Origin of the sequence: Bradyrhizobium sp. 155 (assembly GCF_023101105.1) — a bacterium.
Classification (GTDB): Bacteria; Pseudomonadota; Alphaproteobacteria; order Rhizobiales; family Xanthobacteraceae; genus Bradyrhizobium; species Bradyrhizobium canariense_D.
Window position 1 is genome coordinate 7519807 of the sequence record NZ_CP064704.1, and the last position, 20349, is coordinate 7540155.

The 20349-nt window shown below is 62.9% G+C and carries 17 protein-coding genes; 6 read left to right on the forward strand and 11 right to left on the reverse strand.

Annotated elements, in window-relative coordinates; all coding sequences use genetic code 11:
- Positions 1-71: 71 nt before the first annotated feature.
- The 6 genes from fmdA to urtA all read right to left on the reverse strand — a co-directional run bounded on the left by fmdA (position 72) and on the right by urtA (position 6395).
- On the reverse strand, positions 72-1301 hold the full coding sequence (gene fmdA / locus IVA93_RS35685) for a formamidase (RefSeq protein ID WP_007598072.1): 1230 nt from the start codon (positions 1299-1301) through the stop codon (positions 72-74).
- A 27-nt stretch (positions 1302-1328) separates the two neighbouring features.
- Positions 1329-2018: an urea ABC transporter ATP-binding subunit UrtE gene (gene urtE / locus IVA93_RS35690; protein WP_018455945.1), complete on the reverse strand. Its 690-nt coding sequence runs from the start codon at positions 2016-2018 to the stop codon at positions 1329-1331.
- A gap of 11 nt (positions 2019-2029) precedes the next feature.
- A complete protein-coding gene (gene urtD / locus IVA93_RS35695; protein WP_018455944.1) occupies positions 2030-2785 on the reverse strand; it encodes an urea ABC transporter ATP-binding protein UrtD in 756 nt (251 codons plus the stop codon).
- Between the two features lie 118 nt (positions 2786-2903).
- Positions 2904-4043: an urea ABC transporter permease subunit UrtC gene (urtC, locus tag IVA93_RS35700; RefSeq protein ID WP_018455943.1), complete on the reverse strand. Its 1140-nt coding sequence runs from the start codon at positions 4041-4043 to the stop codon at positions 2904-2906.
- A 17-nt stretch (positions 4044-4060) separates the two neighbouring features.
- Positions 4061-4987, reverse strand: a complete 927-nt coding sequence (gene urtB / locus IVA93_RS35705) for an urea ABC transporter permease subunit UrtB (RefSeq protein ID WP_018455942.1) — start codon at positions 4985-4987, stop codon at positions 4061-4063.
- A 148-nt stretch (positions 4988-5135) separates the two neighbouring features.
- The gene (urtA, locus tag IVA93_RS35710) at positions 5136-6395 is read right to left on the reverse strand and encodes an urea ABC transporter substrate-binding protein (protein WP_018455941.1); all 1260 of its coding nucleotides are present in this window, start codon (positions 6393-6395) and stop codon (positions 5136-5138) included.
- Between the two features lie 175 nt (positions 6396-6570).
- On the opposite strand from urtA, the gene IVA93_RS35715 reads away from it, so the two are divergent.
- Positions 6571-9942, forward strand: coding sequence for a hybrid sensor histidine kinase/response regulator (locus tag IVA93_RS35715; protein WP_018455940.1), 3372 nt, complete (start codon positions 6571-6573; stop codon positions 9940-9942).
- Positions 9926-10855 (forward strand): response regulator, encoded by a 930-nt coding sequence (locus tag IVA93_RS35720; RefSeq protein WP_007598081.1) that lies wholly within the window; start codon positions 9926-9928, stop codon positions 10853-10855. Before IVA93_RS35715 ends, IVA93_RS35720 begins: the two co-directional genes overlap by 17 nt.
- Positions 10856-11068: 213 nt before the next feature.
- Here the strand turns inward: IVA93_RS35720 and IVA93_RS35725 are convergent, their stop codons facing one another.
- Both IVA93_RS35725 and IVA93_RS35730 read right to left on the reverse strand, forming a co-directional pair.
- Entirely contained in the window at positions 11069-12571 is a 1503-nt protein-coding gene (locus tag IVA93_RS35725) for a flavin-containing monooxygenase (RefSeq protein ID WP_204513110.1), read from the reverse strand.
- A gap of 125 nt (positions 12572-12696) precedes the next feature.
- Positions 12697-13455: a S1 family peptidase gene (locus tag IVA93_RS35730; protein WP_018455937.1), complete on the reverse strand. Its 759-nt coding sequence runs from the start codon at positions 13453-13455 to the stop codon at positions 12697-12699.
- A 111-nt stretch (positions 13456-13566) separates the two neighbouring features.
- Between IVA93_RS35730 and IVA93_RS35735 the strand changes: the two genes are divergently transcribed.
- Positions 13567-14202 (forward strand): HAD-IA family hydrolase, encoded by a 636-nt coding sequence (locus tag IVA93_RS35735; RefSeq protein ID WP_018455936.1) that lies wholly within the window; start codon positions 13567-13569, stop codon positions 14200-14202.
- A gap of 41 nt (positions 14203-14243) precedes the next feature.
- On the opposite strand, the gene mtnA is transcribed toward IVA93_RS35735, so the two are convergent.
- The 3 genes from mtnA to IVA93_RS35750 form a co-directional block, all read right to left on the reverse strand.
- A complete protein-coding gene (gene mtnA / locus IVA93_RS35740) occupies positions 14244-15353 on the reverse strand; it encodes an S-methyl-5-thioribose-1-phosphate isomerase (RefSeq protein WP_018455935.1) in 1110 nt (369 codons plus the stop codon).
- A gap of 18 nt (positions 15354-15371) precedes the next feature.
- Positions 15372-16247, reverse strand: coding sequence for an S-methyl-5'-thioadenosine phosphorylase (locus tag IVA93_RS35745; protein ID WP_018455934.1), 876 nt, complete (start codon positions 16245-16247; stop codon positions 15372-15374).
- A gap of 124 nt (positions 16248-16371) precedes the next feature.
- Complete coding sequence (locus tag IVA93_RS35750) at positions 16372-16644, reverse strand: phosphopantetheine-binding protein (RefSeq protein ID WP_018455933.1); 273 nt, start codon at positions 16642-16644, stop codon at positions 16372-16374.
- Between the two features lie 356 nt (positions 16645-17000).
- On the opposite strand from IVA93_RS35750, the gene IVA93_RS35755 reads away from it, so the two are divergent.
- From IVA93_RS35755 to IVA93_RS35765, 3 genes are all read left to right on the forward strand, one after another.
- Positions 17001-18218 (forward strand): acyl-CoA dehydrogenase family protein, encoded by a 1218-nt coding sequence (locus tag IVA93_RS35755; RefSeq protein WP_026233057.1) that lies wholly within the window; start codon positions 17001-17003, stop codon positions 18216-18218.
- A gap of 64 nt (positions 18219-18282) precedes the next feature.
- Positions 18283-19263 (forward strand): amino acid--[acyl-carrier-protein] ligase, encoded by a 981-nt coding sequence (locus IVA93_RS35760; RefSeq protein WP_018455931.1) that lies wholly within the window; start codon positions 18283-18285, stop codon positions 19261-19263.
- A 37-nt stretch (positions 19264-19300) separates the two neighbouring features.
- The gene (locus IVA93_RS35765; protein WP_026233056.1) at positions 19301-20176 is read left to right on the forward strand and encodes a hypothetical protein; all 876 of its coding nucleotides are present in this window, start codon (positions 19301-19303) and stop codon (positions 20174-20176) included.
- The last annotated feature ends 173 nt before the right edge of the window (positions 20177-20349 follow it).

The window sequence follows — 20349 nt, forward strand, 5'->3', positions numbered from 1 at the left end:
TGTCTGTGAGAGAACTGTCGCGGCGGATGCGGGGCGGCAGATACGCCGTCTCGCATCCGGTCGCGCAGGGATTACTTGTCCGGCGATATCGGCATCTGGATATCGCCCTTGATGTGCTTGATCGGACCTGCCGAGGACGGCATCACGTCGAAGTCGAAGATTTCCGTCGGCAGCCATAATGTGGCACAGGCATTGGGCACGTCGACGACGCCGGAGATGTGCCCCTGAACCGGTGCCGTACCAAGGATCGAATAGGCCTGGGCGCCGGAGTAGCCGAACTTCTTCAGATATTCGATCGCATTCAGGCAGGCCTGGCGGTAGGCGATGGTGACGTCGAGATAGTGCTGCTTGCCGGCCTCGTCGACCGAGATGCCTTCGAAGATCAGATAGTCCTTGTAGTTCGGTGTGATCGGCGACGGCTTGAAGATCGGATTCTTGACGCCGTACTTCGCCATGCCGTCCTTGATCACCTCGACCTTCAGATGCAGCCAGCCGGCCATCTCGATCGCACCGCAGAAGGTGATCTCGCCGTCGCCCTGACTGAAGTGGAGATCGCCCATCGAGAGACCGGCGCCGGGCACGTAGACCGGGAAGTAGATCTTCGAGCCGCGCGAAAGGTCCTTGATGTCGCAATTGCCGCCATGCTCCCGCGGCGGCACGGTGCGCGCGCCTTCGGCTCCGATCTTGTCCTTGACCTCGCCCTTGGCGCGGCCGCCATGAGCGGTCGGCGCGAACGGCGGATTGGCGAGGCCGGGCACACGGGTCGGATTGGTTGCGATCAGCTCGGCCTCGCGCTTGTTCCAGGTGTCCAGCATCTTCGGATCGGGGAGACAGCCGATCAGGCCGGGATGGATCAGGCCGGCGAAGTTGACGCCCGGAATATGCCGCGACGAGGTGTAGAGACCCTTGATGTCCCAGATCGACTTCTGCGCCAGCGGGAAATGATCCGTAAGAAATCCGCCGCCGTTCTGCTTGGAGAAGAAGCCGTTGAAGCCCCACATGCTCTCCTTCATCGGGCCAACGTCGAGCAGGTCGACGACGAGGAGGTCACCGGGCTCGGCGCCCTTGACGCCGATCGGGCCGGAGAGGAAGTGCACGATCGACAGATCGATGTCGCGCACGTCGTCGGCGGAATCGTTGTTCTTGATGAAACCGCCGGTCCAGTCATAAGTCTCGATGATGAAGTCGTCGCCGGGATTGACCCAGGCCACGATCGGAATGTCGGGGTGCCAGCGGTTATGCACCATGTCATTTTCATAGGCCGACTTGGTGAGATCGACCTTGATCAGTGTCTCTGGCATCGAGAGGCTCCCCTTTTACACGGTTGGTTAGACGGACAGATATTTCGAGACCTGTGCGGCATCGACGGCGCCGCGCGGATCATCACGGACGATCTCGCCGTTCTCGATCACCAGCACACGGTCGGCGATATCGAGCGCGAAGCTCAGGACCTGCTCGGACACGACGATTGAAAGCCCCTTCTCGTCGCGGATGTGCTTGAGCGTGCGCGCCATCTCCTTGATGATCGACGGCTGGATACCTTCGGTCGGCTCGTCGAGCAGCAGCACTTTTGGCTTGGTCGCCAGCGCACGAGCGATCGCGAGTTGTTGCTGCTGGCCGCCGGAGAGATTGCCGCCACGGCGGTCCTTCATCTCCAGCAGCACCGGAAACAGTTCGTAGATGTCACCGGGCACTTCGGTTCCGCCGGAGACCACGAGGCCGGTCTCGATGTTCTCCTTCACCGTCATGGTAGAAAAGATCATGCGGCCTTGCGGCACATAGGCGAGCCCCTTGGCCACCCGCTCGTAGCTCGGCAGGCTGCCGAGCTCGGCGCCGTCCATGGTCACCGAGCCACTCTTGGCCGGCAGGATCCCCATCAGCGATTTCATCAGCGTGGTCTTGCCCATGCCGTTGCGACCCATGATCGCCACGATCTCGTTGGGCGCGACTTTGACGTTGAGCCCGTGCAGCACCTCGCTCTGGCCGTAGGCGACGTGAAGATCAGAAATAGCCAGCATCGTCGCGCTCCTTAGTGACCGAGATAAACTTCGACGACCTTGGGATCGTTCTTCACCTTTTCCATGGTGCCTTCCGAGAGGATCTGGCCCTGGTGAAGCACGGTGACCTTGTGCGCGATGTCCTCGACGAACTTCATGTCGTGCTCGATCACGAGCACCGAGCGGTTTTTGATGATGCGGTTGAGCAGCTCGGCGGTCTTGGTGCGTTCGGACACGCTCATGCCGGCGACGGGCTCGTCCAGCATGAGCAGGTCAGGATCCTGAATCAGCAGCATGCCGATCTCGAGCCATTGCTTCTGGCCATGACTGAGCTCGGAGGCATAGGTGTTGAGCTTGTCCTTGAGGAAGATCATCTCGGCAACCTCTCCGACGCGTGACCTCACCAGCTGGTCACGCTGGAACGTGAGTGAGCCGAATACGGTGCGGCCGCGCGGAAACGAGATCTCGAGATTCTCGAACACGGTGAGGTCTTCGAACACCGACGGCGTCTGGAACTTGCGGCCGACGCCGGCCTTGACGATCTCGTTCTCCTTCAGCTTGGTCAGCTCGGTCCCGCGAAACTGGATCGAGCCTTCGGTCGCCTTGGTCTTGCCGCAGATCAGGTCAAGCACCGTGGTCTTGCCGGCCCCATTGGGGCCGATGATGACGCGGATCTCGTTCTCCTCGACGTAAAACGAGAGATCGTTGACGGCCTTGAAGCCGTCGAAGGAAACCGTCAGCCCGGAGACCGCGAGCAGGAATTCCTTGGGCTGATGACCGACGAGCATGATCTATCTCCTCACTGCCAGCGTGGCATCGGCATCGCGATGACCGACGAGCATGACCTATCTCCTCACTGCCAGCATGGCATCGGCATCGTGATGACCGACGAGCATGATGGTCTCCTCACTCTGCTGGTGCGCCGTCGGCAACCGAATTGTCGCTCCAGCCCGGCTTCTTGCGCGAGGCGAAAAGGCGGTCGACGCGCGGCTGCACATAGTCGGCCCAGAGCCCCGACAGGCCGTTCGGGAAAGCGAGCACGACCGCGATGAACAGCGCGCCGAGACCAAACAGCCAGAGTTGCGGAAAGGATTCCGACAGGCTGGTCTTGGCGAAGTTCACCAGAATGGCCCCCCATATCGCGCCAAAGATCGACATCCGTCCGCCGACCGCGGTGTAGATCACCATCTCGATCGACGGCACGATGCCGACAAAGGACGGCGACATGAAACCGACATTGAGCGCGAACATGGCCCCGCCGATCGCGGCGAAAACCGCGGCCATACAGAACGCAAAGATCTTGAAGTTGGCGACGCTGTAGCCGGAGAAGCGGACGCGGTCCTCCTGTTCGCGCATAGCCACCAGGATGCGGCCGAGCTTGGTCAGGCGGATGAACTGCGCGATGCCGATGCAGGCGAACAGCAGCACCACTTCGACGAAGTACAAGATGACCTTGGCGTGGTCGGGCCGGATGTCCCATCCCTTGAGGGTGCGCAGGTCGGTCATGCCGTTGATGCCGCCGGTGTAGCCCTGCTGGCCCACGATCAGGATGGTGAGGATGGCCGCCACCGCCTGGGTGATGATGGCAAAGTAGGTGCCGCCCACGCGCCGCTTGAACATCGCAGTGCCGATGATCAGCGCGAAGATGCCGGGGACCAAGATGATGGCGAGGATGGTGAAGGCGAGACTGTGAAACGGCTGCCAGAACAGTGGCAGTGACGTGATCTGATTCCAGTCCATGAAGTCCGGGATGCCTGGCGTCGACTGGATTTTGGTATTTTCGACGCTGGAGGCCTCCAGCTTGAGGAACATCGCCATGCAATAGCCGCCGAGGCCGAAGAACACGCCCTGCCCCAGACTGAGAATGCCGCCGTAGCCCCAGCACAGCACGAGACCGAGCGCGACGAAGGCGTAGGTCAGATACTTCGCGACGAGGTTGAGACGGAACACATCCAGCGAGAGCGGCAGGATCACGAACAGCACGGCGGCCAGCACGAGGAAGCCCATGAGCTCGGATCGATTGAAGAAGCGTGAGTTGATGACCATGACTTGCCTGCTTCTTGTTATTTGCGGACCTTGAGGGCGAAGAGACCCTGCGGCCGCAGCATCAGGATTCCGACAACGGCAAGCAGCGTCAGCACCTTAGCCATCGAGCCCGACAGGAAGAACTCGAGGGTGGATTGGGTCTGCGAGATTGAGAAGGCCGATGCGATGGTGCCGAGCAGGCTTGCCGCGCCGCCGAACACGACCACCAGGAACGTATCGACGATGTAGAGCTGTCCGGAGGTCGGCCCGGTCGAGCCGATCATGGTGAAGGCGCTCCCAGCGACACCGGCAATGCCGCAGCCGAGGCCGAAAGTGTAGCGATCCACCTTTTCGGTGTTGATGCCGACGGCACCGGCCATGATGCGGTTCTGCACGACGGCGCGCACCTGTCGACCCCAGCGCGATTTGTACATCACGTAGGCGACGCCGACAGTGATCAGGACGGTGAGGCACATCACGAAGACGCCGTTGATCGGCACTTCGATGCTGTCGGTCACGTGCAGCGAGCCGAGCATCCATTGCGGCAGCTCGACGCCGACCTCGCGCGCGCCGAACACGGAGCGATAGGCCTGTTGCAGGATCAGGCTGAGGCCCCAAGTCGCGAGCAGCGTGTCGAGCGGGCGCTTGTAGAGATGCCGTATCAGCACCCATTCCACCAGCATCCCCAACGCACCGGATGCGACAAAGGCCAGGATCATCGCGAGGAAGAAATAGCCGCTGAACAGGCTCGGCAAATAGGATTGGAAGAAGCTCGAGGTCATCCAGGTGACGTAGGCCCCAAGGATCATGAACTCGCCATGGGCCATGTTGATGACGCCCATCTGGCCGAAGATGATCGCAAGACCCAGCGCCATCAGGACGTAGACGGAGAACAGGATCAGTCCTGCAAAGCCCTGCATGACGAAGATGGAGCCAAGGTCACCAAGCGAGTAGTCGCCGAACATCGATGTCCTCCGTCGGGAAAGGGTCCCGCGTCGCGAGCAGGTTCGCGACGCGGGGGTCTTGGGCGTGGATTTGCGGTCCACGCCAGGGAGAGGTTTTGCCTGAGAGGGAAACGGCGACGAACGCCGTGACTAACTGATAGATCTCGTCTTACTGGTAGCCCTTGGGGAACGGATCCGGCTCGACCAGATCGGCGGTCTCGTAGATCAGTTCGAACTGGCCATCGAGCTTGGCGCGTCCCACCCGGGTCTTCGACCAGAGGTGATGATTTTCGTGGATGCGCACATAGCCTTCCGGAGCGCCCTTGAACTCGATGCCCGGCGACGCCGCGGCGATCTTGTCGATGTCGAAGGAGCCCGCCTTCTCCACCGTCAACTTCCACAACCACGGTCCGAGATAGGCAGCCTGGGTGACGTCTCCGATCACGGTCTTCTCGCCCCACATCTTCTTGAACGCAGGAACGAAGGTCTTGTTGTTCGGATTGTCGAGCGACTGGAAGTACTTCATGCAGGCATAGGCGCCCGCGATGTTCTCGCCGCCAATGCCGTCGATCTCGTCTTCGGTCACCGAGATCGTGAGCAGCGCCTGCTTGGAGAGGTCGATGCCGGCCGCCTTGAGCTGCTTGTAGAACGCGACGTTCGAGCCGCCGACGACGTCGGTGAAGATCACGTCGGGCTTGGTCAGCTTGATCTTGTTGATGACCGAATTGAACTGCGTATTGCCGAGCGGATAATACTCTTCGCCGACCACCTTGCCCTTCAGCACGTTCTCGACATGCTTGCGCGCAATCTTGTTCGAGGTGCGCGGCCAGATGTAGTCGGAGCCGATGAAGAAGAACGACTTGGCGCCCTTCTCCTTGGCGATCCAGTTCAGGCCGGCGAGGATCTGCTGAGTGGCTTCCTGACCTGTGTAGATCACGTTCTTGGACTGCTCGAGACCTTCGTAGAAGGTCGGGTAATAGAGCATGCCGTTGTACTGCTCCATGACGGGCAGCACGGCCTTGCGGGACGCCGAGGTCCAGCAGCCCATGATCGCCGCGACCTTGTCGTTGACCAGCAGCTTCTTGGCCTTCTCGGCAAAGGTCGGCCAGTCGCTGGCGCCGTCTTCCTGGATGAACTTGATCTTGCGACCGAGCACGCCGCCCATGGCATTGATCTGCTCGATGGCAAGCTTTTCGGCTTCGATCGAGCCGGTCTCGGAGATGGCCATGGTGCCGGTCGCCGAATGCAGGATGCCGACCGTCACCTCGGTGTCGGTGACCGCGAGACCCGTGGTGTTGACTGCCGAGGTCGCTGGGGCCTGCGCAAAAGATGCTCGCGGTAGCATGGTGATGGCCGGCACGGCCGCCATTCCCATCAATAATTTGCGCCGGAGCGGCGATAACAGGCCCTTGTTCGCTTCGTCTGACATGAGCACCCCACTGTTGTTCGAGGACACGCGATTGGTGCCGTGAGGATGGCTCGAATTTGTGCACTGCAAGCATACGCAAGATCGCGTATACTGCACCGCAAAATGACGACGTAGGCTTTTGGTACGGATTTTGCGAGGGGGTCCGGCGCGTTCGGGAGTAGGAGTGGGGGCTGAAGTGGCAGGGCGGCAGCGAATAGATCGCGTCAGGCGCCAGTACAACCAATGGGTCGCCAACCAGACGCTGGAAGACTACGCGCTGCGCTTCACCGCCAAGAGCGCGCGCCGGTGGTCCGCTGCCCGCGTCGCCAACACTGCCCTGGGCGCCATCTCCTTTCTCGCGCTTGAGGCGATCGGCGGCACCATCACCCTGAATTACGGGGTTACCAACGCCACCGCCGCGATCCTCGTCGTCTCCATCATCATCTTCTGCTGCGGCGTCCCGATTGCCTATTATGCCGCCAAATGCGGCATCGACATTGACCTGCTCACCCGCGGCGCCGGCTTCGGTTATATCGGCTCGACCGTCACGTCGCTGATCTACGCCTCCTTCACCTTCATCTTCTTCGCGATCGAAGCGGTGATCCTGGCCACGGCGCTCGAGATGTGCTTCGGCATTCCGCGCCCGATCGGCTATCTCATCAGCGCGGTCGCGATCATCCCGCTTGTCACCTACGGCATCACGCTGATCAGCCGCTTCCAGCTCTGGACGCAGCCGATCTGGATCATCCTGCACATCCTGCCCTTCGCGGCGATCGCCTGGGCCAACCCTTACTCGTTCACGGAATGGCGCAAATTCGCCGGCGAGCACGGCGACCCCAGCGGACATTTCGATCTACTGCTGTTCGGCGTAGCATCCTCCGTGGTGTTTTCGCTGGTGGCTCAGATCGGCGAGCAGGTCGACTTCCTCAGGTTTCTGCCGCGCGACCGCCGCACCTCGCGAACGTCGTGGTGGGCCGCCCTGCTGATCGCGGGGCCCGGCTGGATCATCTTCGGCGCGCTGAAATTGCTGCTGGGCTCGTTTCTCGCCTTCTTCGCGCTGAGCCACGGCCTCTCCAGCGAGCTGGCGGCCGAGCCTGCGCACATGTATCTCGAGGCGTTTCGCTACGTGTTGTCGCAGCCGGACATGGCTCTGGCACTCACCGGCGCGTTCGTGATCCTGTCGCAGCTCAAGATCAACGTCACCAACGCCTATGCAGGCTCGATCGCCTGGTCGAACTTCTTCTCGCGTCTCACTCATAGCCATCCGGGCCGGGTCGTCTGGCTGGTGTTCAACGTGATGGTGGCCTTGCTGCTGATGGAGATCGGCGTCTACAAGGCGCTGGAGCAGACGCTCGCGCTCTACTCCAATGTCGCGATCGCCTGGGTCGGTGCGCTGGTCTCTGATCTCGTGGTCAACAAGCCCCTCGGCCTGCGCCCGCCGCAGATGGAGTTCAAGCGCGCCCATCTCTACGACATCAACCCGGTCGGCGTCGGCGCGATGACGATCGCGACCATCGTCTCGATCGCGGCATTCTACGGCCTGTTCGGCTCGACCATGAAAGCGCTCGCGGCCTTCGTCGCGCTGACGGTCGCCTTCGTCACCGCGCCCGTCATCGCCTGGCTCACCGACGGAAAATATTACATCGCGCGCAAGCCGAAGAGGAGTTGGGCCAACATCGAATCGATCCAGTGCTGCATCTGCGAGCACCATTTCGAGCCGGAGGACATGACCTCCTGTCCTGCCTATGCCGGCCCGATCTGCTCGCTATGCTGCTCGCTCGATGCGCGCTGCCACGATTTGTGCAAACCGCATGCGCGCGCGCAGGTGCAGTTCGCCGACGCACTCGCCAGGATCTTGCCGCAGGCGATCTATCAGCGGATCAACTCGCAGTTCGGCCACTACATCGGTGTGTTCGTGGTCTCCGCGGGCCTCGTCGCGCTGGTGCTGGGGCTGATTTACCTCCAGAGCTCGGTCAGCGTGCCTGGCGAGAACATGCTCGTCTCCAACGTGCTCTGGAAGGTGTTCTTCTCGCTCAGCATCATCATCGGCGTGGTGGCCTGGCTGTTCGTGCTGGCGCAGCAGAGCCGACGGGCCGCCGAGGCCGAGACCCGACGCCAGACCACGCTGCTGATTCAGGAGATCGACGCCCACAAGCGCACCGATGCCGAGCTCCAGCGCGCCAAGGAAATCGCAGAATCCGCCAACCTCGCCAAGAGCCGCTACGTGGTGGGCCTGAGCCACGAGCTGCGCTCGCCGCTGAATGCGATCAGCGGCTATGCCCAACTCCTGGAGCAGGACACCACGCTCAACACCAAGCCGCGCGACCAGGTCCGCGTCGTCCGCCGCAGCGCCGATCACCTCTCCGGCCTGATCGACGGCATTCTGGACATCTCCAAGATCGAGGCGGGGCGGCTGTACCTGTCGCGCGACGAGGTGCGCCTGACCGAATTCCTCGACCAGCTCGTCGGCATGTTCCGCCTTCAGGCCGCGGCCAAGAGCATCGACTTCGTGTTCAGGCGGCCGGCGCATTTGCCGGTCGTGGTCTATGCCGACGAGAAGCGGCTGCGCCAGGTGCTGATCAATCTGCTGTCCAACGCGATCAAATTCACCCAGGTCGGCAGTGTGCAGTTCGTGGTGCACTATCGCAGCCCGGTCGCGGAGTTCGAGGTGATCGACACCGGCCCCGGCATCCAGGGCGACGATCTCGAACGCATCTTCGCACCTTTCGAACGTGGCGCGCTCGGTGTCTCGCAGCCGCAGACCGGCACGGGGCTGGGCCTCACCATCAGCCGGTTGCTCGCCGGCGTCATGGGCGGCGACATCAAGGTCTTGAGCACGGTCGGCAGCGGCAGCACGTTCAAGGTCAAGATGCTGCTATCCGAAGTCACCAATCCGCAGCGCATTGCGCCGGTGGAGGCCCCGATCTCGGGCTATCACGGCGCGCGCAAGACCATCCTCATCACCGACGACGATCCCGTGCATCGCGACCTCCTGCGCGAGGTGTTGACCCCACTCGGCTTCATCCTGCTCAGCGCGCCCGACGGGCCTGGCTGCCTGGCGCTAGCCCAGCACTGCCGGCCTGATCTGTTCCTGCTCGATATCTCCATGCCTGGCATGGACGGCTGGACGGTGGCGGAGACGCTGCGCGCCAGCGGCCACCATCAGGCGCGCATCCTGATGGTGTCTGCCAGCGCGCTCGAGGCGCACGGCACACCGCTGGCACAGCCTTTCCACGACGGCTACCTGATGAAGCCGATCGATATTCCCAGGCTTTTGGAAAGTATCCGCCAGCTTCTCAAGGTCGAATGGCAATACGGCTCGGAGGAGATCGCGGTGCCGCTGTGGCGGCCGGAGAGCGGCTCGCGGCCGCCTGTACGACACATCGAGGCTCTGATCGGGCTCGGTCAGATCGGCTACGTCAAGGCTATCCAGTTGAAGCTGGACGAGATCGGCAGTGAGCACCCTGAACATGCCGACTTCGTCGCGGAAATGCGGTCGCTGATCGACCGCTTCGATCTCGGCCAGTACATGGCCACATTGAAGACGTTGCATGCGTATGAGCACTGAGTCGAAAAAGCGCGACGTCGCGCTCGTTGTTGACGACTCCCCGGAGACGCTGCGGCTGCTCACCGACGCGCTCGACAGCGCCGGGATGACGGTGATGGTGGCGCTCGATGGCGCGGCCGCGATGCGTATCGTCGACCAAATCACGCCTGACATCGTGCTGCTCGACGCTGTGATGCCGGGCATGGACGGGTTCGAGACCTGCCGCCGCCTCAAGCGCGATGCGGGCCTTGCCAATGTCCCGGTGATATTCATGACGGGGCTCGCCGAGACCGAGCACATCGTGCGCGGGCTGGAGGCCGGCGGCGTCGACTACGTGACCAAGCCGATCGTGATCGAGGAGATGCTGGCGCGGATCCGCGTTCATCTCGGCAATGCGCGGCTGACGCAAAGCGCACGCGCCGCGCTCGATGTCTCCGGCCGATTCCTGTTCGCGGTCAACCGCCAGGGCAAATTGTTGTGGGCGACCCCGCAGGCGCAGAAGCTGCTGGCGGACCACCACGGCGCGCAGGCCGACGACGATTTCGTCCTGCCGGTATCATTGCTGCAATGGCTGGAGCAGGCGAAGGGCAAGGGCAGCTCGAAGTCTCAGGCGGCTTCCTTGCCCGACAATCCTCAGCTCCGGCTGTACTACATGGGCGAGACCGCACCGAACGAGTTCCTGCTGCGGCTCTCCAGGGAATCCGGCACCGCGCCGCCACCCGAGTTCACCAGCGAGCTCGGCCTCACTACCCGCGAAGGCGAGGTGCTGGCCTGGCTCAGCAAGGGCAAAACCAACCGCGACATCGCGCAGATTTTGGGCTTGAGCCCGCGCACGGTCGACAAGCATCTCGAGCAGATCTACTCCAAGCTTGGAGTCGAGAACCGGACCGCGGCTGCGGCGATTGCAACGAATGCGACAAGAAGGAATTCGTAGTCTTGCTCCGAGTGAGTTGGGATGTGACTCAGCACACCGTGTCGTCCCGGCGAAGGCCGGGACCCATAACCCCAGGGAGTGATTTGGCGAAGACTAGTCGTTCGGACTAGCACCGTCCGCAATCGATAGGCCTCGCTGTATGGGTCCCGGCCCCCGTGCGCAATTGCGCACTAGGCCGGGACGACGTTGCAATGCTTGGTTAGCGCCTAGTCCTCACCCGTACACAAACTCCCCGCCATCCAGATTCGTCTTCGGGATCTCGTCCTTTTCGGTCCAGTAATCCTGGCTGTGCTGCCATTCCGGCTTGTCGCCGCGCTTGGGCAGCAGGTCCATGTTGCGCATCATGTAGCCGGGATTGAAGTTTTCCGGATCGATCCAGGGCAGGATCGGCATGTTGTGGTCTTCGGCGCGTAACTTGACCTCGACCTTCTTCTTGCCTTTGGCCTTCATGTGACCGAGCAGGCGGCAGACGAAGTCAGCGACGAGATCGACGCGCAGCGTCCAGCTGGCGCGGAAATAGCCGAAGACCCAGACCATGTTCGGCACGCCCGTGAACATCATGCCGCGATAGGTGACGGTGTCGCCGAAAGCGAGCGGCTTGCCGTCGACCTCGAAGGCGATGTCGCCGAGCGCCGCGAGATTGAAGCCGGTTGCGGTGACGATGACGTCGGCCTCAAGCAGCTTGCCGGATTTGAGCTGGATGCCGTTCTCAACGAAGAACTCGATCTCGTCGGTGACGACGGACGCCTTGCCGCTGGCGATGCCCTTGAACAGATCGGCATCGGGCACGAAGGCGATGCGCTGCCGCCACGGCCGGTAGCTCGGCGTGAAATGCGTGTCGACATCGTACTCCGGACCGAGCACTGCGCTGATCTGCCCGATCAGCTCCTTTTTCACCTGCTCGGGTTTTGACAAGCAAAGCTTGGTGAACGCGTCCTGCTCGAACAGGATCTTGCGGCGAACGATCTCGTGGATCCAGGCCTCGTCGACCTGCAGCCGGCGCAGCTCCTCCGCGATCTCGATGGCGTTGCGGCCGAGACGGAAATAGGTCGGCGAACGCTGCAGCATCGTGACATGCGCGCATTTGTCGGCAATGTTCGGCACCAGCGTCGCCGCCGTCGCGCCGGAGCCGATCACGACGACTTTCTTGTTCGCGAGGTCGATATCATCAGGCCAGGTCTGCGGATGAACGATGCGGCCCTTGAAGCGATCGGTACCTTTCCATTCCGGCGTATAGCCTTCCGAATGGCGGTAATAGCCCTGGCACATCCAGAGGAAGTTCGCAGTGAATGTTTTCGCTTCGCCGGTGTCGGTCGTCACCGCCTCGATAGTCCAGAGGTTTTGCTCGCTCGACCAGCTCGCCGAATTGATCTTGTGCTTGTAGCGGATATGCCGCGCGATATCGTTTTCGTCGATCACCTCGTTCATGTAGGCGAGGATTTCCTCGGCGGTCGCGATCGGCGGCCCGACCCAGGGCTTGAAGCTATAACCGAAGGTGTGGAGATCGCTGTCGGAGCGGATGCCGGGATAGCGATGCGTGGTCCACGTGCCGCCGAACGTCGCCTGCGTTTCCAGGATGACGAAGCTCGCACCCGGAAGCTGCTTGGTCATGTGATAGGCGCTGCCGATGCCCGAGATGCCGGCGCCGACGATCAGCACGTCGAAATGTTCAGAAGCCTGTTTGGCCGTGGCGTGACTGCGAACAGCGACATTCATTGTTGCTTCTATGCCTTGCTTGTTTTTGTGGCCGCCCTTGGTTGGGCGGCGCGTTTCCTCCGCGACGGACATGGTCGCCCATCGCGCTTCCGCTTCAAGATGACATAGATCGGGTCGCGGTCAAATCACAGCGCCGCACCCCAGCTCCGCGCGGTCTGCAAGATCCAGTCGCGATAGAGCGTGAGCGGCGTAACACCGGTCAGCCCGCCGCAGCCGGCGGCTCCGTTCGGCCCCGTGGACCAGCTGATGACGCCGACGAGCACGGATCCGGTCGGCTTGTCCTCGAACACGGGACCGCCGGAATCGCCGGTGCAGGCGCCAATTCCGTCGCGAACACCGTTGGTTACGGGGTCGACCAGCCGGATCTGGAGCGTGCCGGGCTGACCCGTCGCGACGAGGCCGGCAACACGCGTCGCGCCGCCACTCTTGCCCTCGCCACGCACGGTGACGCCGATACCGGCGACGACGAAGCGGCTGCCGACTTGGATCGGAATATTCGGCGCGCCGACGGGCACCGTCGATTTTCCCTTGAGTGGAATTTCCAGCTGCAGCAGCGCCACGTCGGCGGTAGCGCGATGCGCTTGCATTGCCTGCATGTTGAAATTCGGATGGATCGCGACGGTGCGGACATTCAGCAGTTGCGGCTGCCCGTCGGTGCCGCGATCGACGATCTTGTAGTCCGCGCCGGGTTGCACGCAGTGGGCGACGGTAAGCACCAGCTTTGGCGCAACGAGGGTGCCGGTACAGAAATTGCCGCGCGAGCCGACGATCGTGACGACGGCGCGCGCGACGCCATCGGCCTGGGGCGTGCCGCCACCAACGATGGCATAAGCGGGCGTGGCGAGCGGCAGCGCGATCGCAATGAGGGTTACGAGCTTCTTCATGGGAACACGCTTTGGTGTTGGCGTCGGTGACAGCATTAGGATGGCTTCGGACTGGCCCTTGCCGATAGCGCATGCTAGCGCTCTTGGAAAGGAATTGACGAGGGCGGGATCTTGACGATCGAGGCTGTGATCTTTGATTTTGGTGGCGTGCTGACGAGTTCGCCGTTTGAAGCGTTCACGCGGTTCGAGACAGAGCGTGGCCTGCCCATCGACATCATCCGGCGCACCAATGCCGCCAATCATCTGGAAAATGCCTGGGCCAAGTTCGAGCGCGCCGAGGTCGATATCGACACGTTCGACAGACTGTTCGCGACGGAATCGCTGGCGCTCGGCGCGGAGGTGCGCGGCCGCGACGTGCTGCCGCTGCTTCAGGGCGATCTGCGCCCCGAGATGGTCGAAGCGTTGAAGCGCATCAAGGCGCAATTCAAGACCGGCTGCATTACCAACAATCTGCCGGCCAATGCGATCGGCAGCATGACCGGGCGCTCACTCTATGTCGCCGAGGTGATGGTGCTGTTCGACCATGTCATCGAGTCCGCCAAAATCGGCCTGCGCAAGCCCGACCCGCGCATCTATCAGCTGATGGTCGAAACGCTGAAGGTCGATCCGAAGAATTGCGTCTATCTCGACGATCTCGGCGTCAATCTGAAGCCGGCACGCGAGATGGGCATGACGACGATCAAGGTCACCAGCGGCGCCCAGGCGATCGCCGGGCTCGAGGCCGCGACGGGATTGAAGCTGAGCTAGAGCGTCATTCTCCGTCATTGCGAGCTATCGCCGAGCCAGAACTACTCCGCCGCAGCTGCGATCCGCTCCGGAAACGCCGCGGCAAGTGAGGCGCGATCGGGCTTCAGCACGCCGCGCTCGGTGATGAGGCCGGTGATGAGCCGTGCCGGGGTCACGTCGAAGGCATAGTTCGCGACCGGCGAGCCCTCCGGCACGATGCGCACGGTCTCAAGCCTTCCGTCCGCGGTGCGGCCGGTCATGTCGGTGACTTCCGTGCCGCTGCGCTGCTCGATCGGGATGTCGCGGATGCCGTCATCAACGGCGAAATCGATCGTCGGCGACGGCAGCGCGACATAGAACGGCACATTATTGTCGTGAGCGGCGAGCGCCTTCAAATATGTGCCGATCTTGTTGCAGACATCGCCATTGGCGGCAACGCGATCGGTGCCGACGATGGCGAGATCGACCATGCCGTGCTGCATCAGATGCCCGCCGGTGTTGTCCGGAATCACCGTATGCGCCACGCCGTGATGGCCAAGCTCCCAGGCCGTGAGCGAGGCGCCCTGGTTGCGCGGCCGCGTCTCGTCGACCCAGACGTGGATCTTGATGCCGCGCTCGTGCGCCAGATAGATCGGCGCCGTCGCCGTGCCCCAGTCGACGGTCGCAAGCCAGCCGGCATTGCAATGGGTCAGCACATTGACGGTCTCGCCCGGCTTCTTCCTTGCGACGATCGCCTCGATGAGTTTCAGGCCGTTGCCGGCGATGCCGCGGTTGATCTCGACGTCCTGCTCGACGATCTCGTCGGCGCGCGCATAGGCGGCCTCCGCGCGCTCCAGTGCATCGATCGGCGCGAGGCTCGCGCGCATCTCGTCCAGGGCCCATTTCAGATTGATCGCGGTCGGCCGCGCCACCACGAGCGTGTCGTAGGCGCGCTTCAGGCCGGCGTCGGAAGCGTCCTCGCGCATCGCCAGCGCCATGCCGTAAGCTGCGGTCGCGCCGATCAGTGGCGCACCGCGCACCAGCATGTCGCGGATGGCGAGGGCCGCGTCCTCGCATGAGGTCAGCTTCGCAACGATGAACTCATGCGGCAGCCGGCGCTGGTCGATCGCTCCGACCGACCAGCCGTCGCGCTCACGCCAGATGCTGCGGAAATGCTTGCCGTCGACCTTCATGGGATTCTGCCTTTCGTATCACGTTCGCAGGATGCGCCCGGCCACCGCGTCGAGCTTCTTCAAGAGCTCGGGATCGCGCGCCTCGGGCGCGGTGATCAGCGCGGTATCGAGCGCGCGGTCCGAGCCGATCGGGCACGGCTCATGCTCGCGCGGGAAGTCTTTCGCCAGCCGCGCCACCAGCGCTTTTGCCTTGTCGGCGTTCGAGCTCAGAACGCGGATGATGTCCTGCACGGTGACGGCGTCGTGATCAGGATGCCAGCAATCGAAATCCGTCACCATCGCGACGGTGGCGTAGCAAAGCTCCGCCTCACGCGCGAGTTTCGCCTCGGGCATGTTGGTCATGCCGATTACGGAATAGCCAAGCGTCTTGTAGGTCATGCTTTCCGCATAGGTCGAGAATTGCGGTCCCTCCATGCAGACATAGGTGCCGCCGCGCGCAAACGCGATGCCCTCGGCTTCGGCCGCCGTGGCAAGGTGGATGCGCAGCCGCGGCGAGACCGGGTGCGCCATCGACACATGCGCGACGCATCCCCTCCCGAAGAACGAGCTCTCGCGTTTGTGGGTACGATCGACGAACTGGTCGACGAGAACGAAGGTTCCCGGCGGCAGTTCCTCCCTGAACGAGCCGCAGGCCGACAGCGAGATCAGGTCTGTGACCCCTGCGCGCTTGAGGACGTCGATATTGGCGCGATAATTGATGTCGGAGGGCGACAGCCGGTGGCCCTTGTCGTGGCGCGGCAGGAACACGATCGGCAGGCCGGCAATCGAGCCGCGCCGCAGGGGTGCCGACGGTTCACCCCAGGGACTCCTGATCACCTCTTCGCGAGCGTCCTCCAGCCCCGGCAGATCGTAGATGCCGGAGCCGCCGATGATGCCCAATACCGCCTGCGTCATGCCTGCTCCACCCCGTTCGCGCCATCGCGATTCCGTGGAGAAGCTATGCCAGTTTTACGTCGGTTTTGGAACGGGTGATGGGGTCAAGAGGTGCCGTCAGGAGAACGCGCGCCAGCACTCCCGGCTATGCCGCGGCCGCCGACCGCAGCTGGGTCGCGACCATGCGCTCCAGCGTCTCGACGGACTGGAAGTTCTCCGGTGTGATCTCGACCTGGGGAATCGTGAAGTCGAATTCGGCTTCGACGCCGAGCATCAGATTGACCATGTCCATCGAGGTCAGGCCGACGTCGACGAGCTTGGCCTGCGGCGTGACCTCAGCGGAGAGCGAGTTCTGCGCGAGGATGCCCTTCACCAGCTTGATGATGCGATTGCGCAACTCGGTATCGAAAGCCTGCATCGGTAAATTCCCATCTGTCGACAAAGGTCGGACCGGTTGCCGGCTACGATGGGCACGGCGGGCCGATCCCGCAATGGACGCCACCATTACTTCGCGTTTCTTAGTAAACGATGACTCAGATTGTTGGATTTCCGGCTTCTTACAGATCCCTAACGCGATCGCGGAAATCCGGACGAGGCAAACAACCCGAACTTAACTGTTCGTTCGGAATTGGGCTTTGTTTACCCTCTATTTCATCGACGAATTTGAATTAAATCCGTAGCCTCATCTCATAAGCAAAGATGGTCGAAGGAATCGCTCAAGCGGCATCGCGAATGATGCCGGCGATCCTGAACGGCAAACCGGAGGCGGACGATATGAACGTGCGTGAAGCAGTCCTCACTGTCGACGAGACGCAGACGAGCTTTCTCGAGCATGGTCCCTCTCTCATTGAGCGCGCCGCCCGCACCGCCACCGTGGCGGCTGCCGACGCAGACGGGGTCGATCGCGATGCCCGCTTCCCCCACAAGGCTTTCGAGGTTGCGCGTGAGCAGAAGCTGCTCGGCGTCATGATCCCGGCCGAGTTCGGCGGCTTCGGTGCCTCGATCCACGACGCCACCGACGTCTGCTACACGCTCGGACGCGCCTGCGCCTCCACGGCGATGATCTACGCCATGCACACCACGAAGGTCGCCTGCGTCGTCAGGCACGGCCACGGCATCCCCTGGATGGAAACCATGATGCGCCGGGTCGCACGCGACCAGTGGCTGCTCGCCTCCTCCACCACCGAAGGTCAGAACGGCGGCAACATCCGCGCTAGCGCCGCCGCCGTCGACGTCGCCGGCGACACTGTCTCGCTGCTGCGCGACGCCACCGTGATCTCCTACGGTGCCGAGGCCGACGGCCTCGTGACCATCGCCCGCCGCGCCACAGACGCTTCTGCGTCCGACCAGGTGCTGTTGGCGCTCGCCAGGGACGATTATTCGCTGAAGCGGACGCTGGGCTGGGAAACGCTCGGCATGCGCGGCACCTGCTCGACCGGTTTCGAGCTGAAGGTCGACTGCCCCACCGACCGCGTCTTCCCGGAATCCTACGACAAGATCCACGCCCAGACCATGACGCCGTTCGCGCATCTGTGCTGGTCCTCGGCCTGGGCTGGTATCGCTGCAGCCGCCGTTACCCGTGCGCAGGCCTTCGTCCGCAAGGCGGCCCGCACCTCGGGCGGACAGATGCCTCCGGCAGCCGCACATTTCACCGCCGCCAAGATGTCGCTGGCCAAGCTGCGGGCGCTGATATCGGCCAATATCGACGCCTTTGCTCTCGCCGAGCACGATGAACGCGCGCTCGGCTCGCTCGACTTCCAGTCTTCGATCACGCTTCTGAAGGTGCAGGCCTCGGAGCTCGCGGTCGAGACCGTGATGCATGCGATGCGCACCGCAGGCCTTTCCGGCTACCGCAATGACGGCGAGTTCACGATGGGCCGCCACCTGCGCGACGTGCTGTCGTCGCCGATCATGATCAACAACGACCGCATTCTGGCCAATGCCGCAACATCGACCCTGATGAGCGGCGTGCCGACAAGCCTTCGGGACTGACGAGCTTTCGAGACCGACGTGCCTTCGTTCAATAAGAATAATTTCAGATAGCAGGAAGCCGACAATGAACATTGCTGTTCTCCCCAACTCGCCTGAGACCGCGCCGCAGATCGCGGATCCGCTCGATCATCTCGCCGATAAGCTCTTTCATCCGATGGGCTCGGACGGCGTCTACGCCCGCACCGCGCTTTATGAGGGCATCGTCGAGCGGCTCGCCGCGCTGATCACGAGCCATCGCGAGGCCGGCACTGAGGTGATGCGCTTCCCGCCGGTGATGAGCCGATCTCAGCTTGAGAAGTCCGGCTACCTGAAGAGCTTTCCGAACCTGCTCGGCTGCGTCTGCAGCCTGCACGGCACCGAGCGCGAGATCAACGCCGCGGTAAGCCGCTTCGACGCCGGCGGTGACTGGACCAGCTCGCTCTCGCCGGCAGACCTCGTGCTGTCGCCGGCGGCTTGCTATCCCGTCTATCCGATCGCGGCGAGCCGCGGCCAGTTGCCGAAGGGTGGCCTGCGCTTCGACGTCGCCGCCGACTGCTTCCGCCGTGAACCGTCAAAACATCTCGACCGGCTGCAATCGTTCCGGATGCGGGAATATGTCTGCATCGGAAGCCCCGATGACGTGGCCGATTTCCGCGAGCGCTGGATGGTGCGCGCGCAGGCGATTGCGACCGATCTCGGTCTCACCTTCCGCGTCGACTATGCCAGCGATCCGTTCTTCGGCCGCGTCGGTCAGATGAAGGCCGTGAGCCAGAAGCAGCAGCAGCTCAAGTTCGAACTGCTGATCCCGCTGCGCTCGGAAGAGCAGCCGACCGCCTGCATGAGCTTCAATTATCACCGCGAGCATTTCGGCACGACGTGGGACATCAAGGACGCCAATGGCGAGCCGGCCCACACCGGCTGCGTCGCTTTCGGCATGGACCGGCTGGCGGTCGCCATGTTCCACACCCACGGCACCGACCCTTCCGCCTGGCCCGCCAAGGTGCGGGAGATCATGGGCCTGCAGCCGCAGATCGCGGCCGATGCCCACGGCGAAGGCTGGCGCTAACGGAACGAGGCCGGTCATTTCCACGGGAAAGACGAGCGTGATCCACACCAAGGTCCGATGCCGCGAGATCACCGAGTCCGACGTCGATGCGGTCGCGGACTTGCTGACGCGCGGCTTCGTCGGGCGCTCGCGCGGCTATTGGATCCAAGGCCTGCGCCGGCAAGCCTTCCGACCGGTACCGGATGGCTACCCGCGCTTCGGCTACATGCTCGACAATGACGGCACGCCGGTCGGCGTGCTGCTGCTGATCTACACGGCGCGGAGGGACGGCGATGAGACCGCCATCCAGTGCAATTTGTCGAGCTGGTACGTCGATCCGGCCTACCGCAACTACGCCCCGCTCCTGACCAAGATCGCGCAGCGGCACAAGGACGTCACCTATCTCAACATCAGCCCGGCGCCGTGGACCTGGCCGATTATCGAGACGCAGGGCTTTCGCGCCTATTGCAGGGGTATATTCTTCTCCGTGCCTGCGCTGGCGCGCGTCCCACGCTGGAGCAAGATCGAGGTCATCTCGCAGCACGCCAAAACGATCGACGGGCTTTCCGATGCCGAGACCGAGCTCTTGACGCGGCATGCGCGCTACAATTGCCTCAGCCTCGTCTGCCGCACGCCGAAGGGAGCGTTCCCCTTCATCCTGCAACCGGTGCGCATCCGCCGTGGCATCATTGCGCCGCCCGCGATGAAGCTGATCTACTGCCGCAACGCGGCCGAGTACACCGAATGCGCGGGCCGCATCGGCCGGCTGCTGCTGCGGCTCGGCAAGATCGCGGTCGCCGTCGATTCCAACGGCTCCGTTCCCGGCCTCGTCGGCATCTACACCGAGCGTCGCGGCCGCAAATATTTCAAGGGCCCGCACCGGCCGCAGCTCGCCGATCTCACGGATACGGAACTCGTGCTGTACGGGCCGTAGGCCCGTTTGGACCAGACATTCGATGTCCATCCGGGCCTAAGGCGCAATTGCGCAGGCCGACCGGCGCGACGCTACCTTGCACCCCCCTCCACATTGGCAGCATCTCTGCATCACGGTCACCCTCCGTAAACTACGGCGCTTAAGGGAATTTTCCCGCCTGTTCGCTAGCCTCG

Bases quoted from the DNA above. Each gene is read 5' to 3' on its own strand.
- IVA93_RS35720 (WP_007598081.1), top strand. From the start codon at position 9,926: ATGCGTATGAGCACTGAGTCGAAAAAGCGCGACGTCGCGCTCGTTGTT.
- IVA93_RS35755 (WP_026233057.1), top strand. From the start codon at position 17,001: ATGAACGTGCGTGAAGCAGTCCTCACTGTCGACGAGACGCAGACGAGC.
- IVA93_RS35730 (WP_018455937.1), bottom strand. From the start codon at position 13,455: ATGAAGAAGCTCGTAACCCTCATTGCGATCGCGCTGCCGCTCGCCACG.
- IVA93_RS35745 (WP_018455934.1), bottom strand. From the start codon at position 16,247: ATGACGCAGGCGGTATTGGGCATCATCGGCGGCTCCGGCATCTACGAT.
- urtE (WP_018455945.1), bottom strand. From the start codon at position 2,018: ATGCTGGCTATTTCTGATCTTCACGTCGCCTACGGCCAGAGCGAGGTG.
- urtB (WP_018455942.1), bottom strand. From the start codon at position 4,987: ATGTTCGGCGACTACTCGCTTGGTGACCTTGGCTCCATCTTCGTCATG.
- IVA93_RS35725 (WP_204513110.1), bottom strand. From the start codon at position 12,571: ATGAATGTCGCTGTTCGCAGTCACGCCACGGCCAAACAGGCTTCTGAA.
- urtC (WP_018455943.1), bottom strand. From the start codon at position 4,043: ATGGTCATCAACTCACGCTTCTTCAATCGATCCGAGCTCATGGGCTTC.
- fmdA (WP_007598072.1), bottom strand. From the start codon at position 1,301: ATGCCAGAGACACTGATCAAGGTCGATCTCACCAAGTCGGCCTATGAA.
- IVA93_RS35760 (WP_018455931.1), top strand. From the start codon at position 18,283: ATGAACATTGCTGTTCTCCCCAACTCGCCTGAGACCGCGCCGCAGATC.
- mtnA (WP_018455935.1), bottom strand. From the start codon at position 15,353: ATGAAGGTCGACGGCAAGCATTTCCGCAGCATCTGGCGTGAGCGCGAC.
- urtA (WP_018455941.1), bottom strand. From the start codon at position 6,395: ATGTCAGACGAAGCGAACAAGGGCCTGTTATCGCCGCTCCGGCGCAAA.
- urtD (WP_018455944.1), bottom strand. From the start codon at position 2,785: ATGCTCGTCGGTCATCAGCCCAAGGAATTCCTGCTCGCGGTCTCCGGG.
- IVA93_RS35750 (WP_018455933.1), bottom strand. From the start codon at position 16,644: ATGCAGGCTTTCGATACCGAGTTGCGCAATCGCATCATCAAGCTGGTG.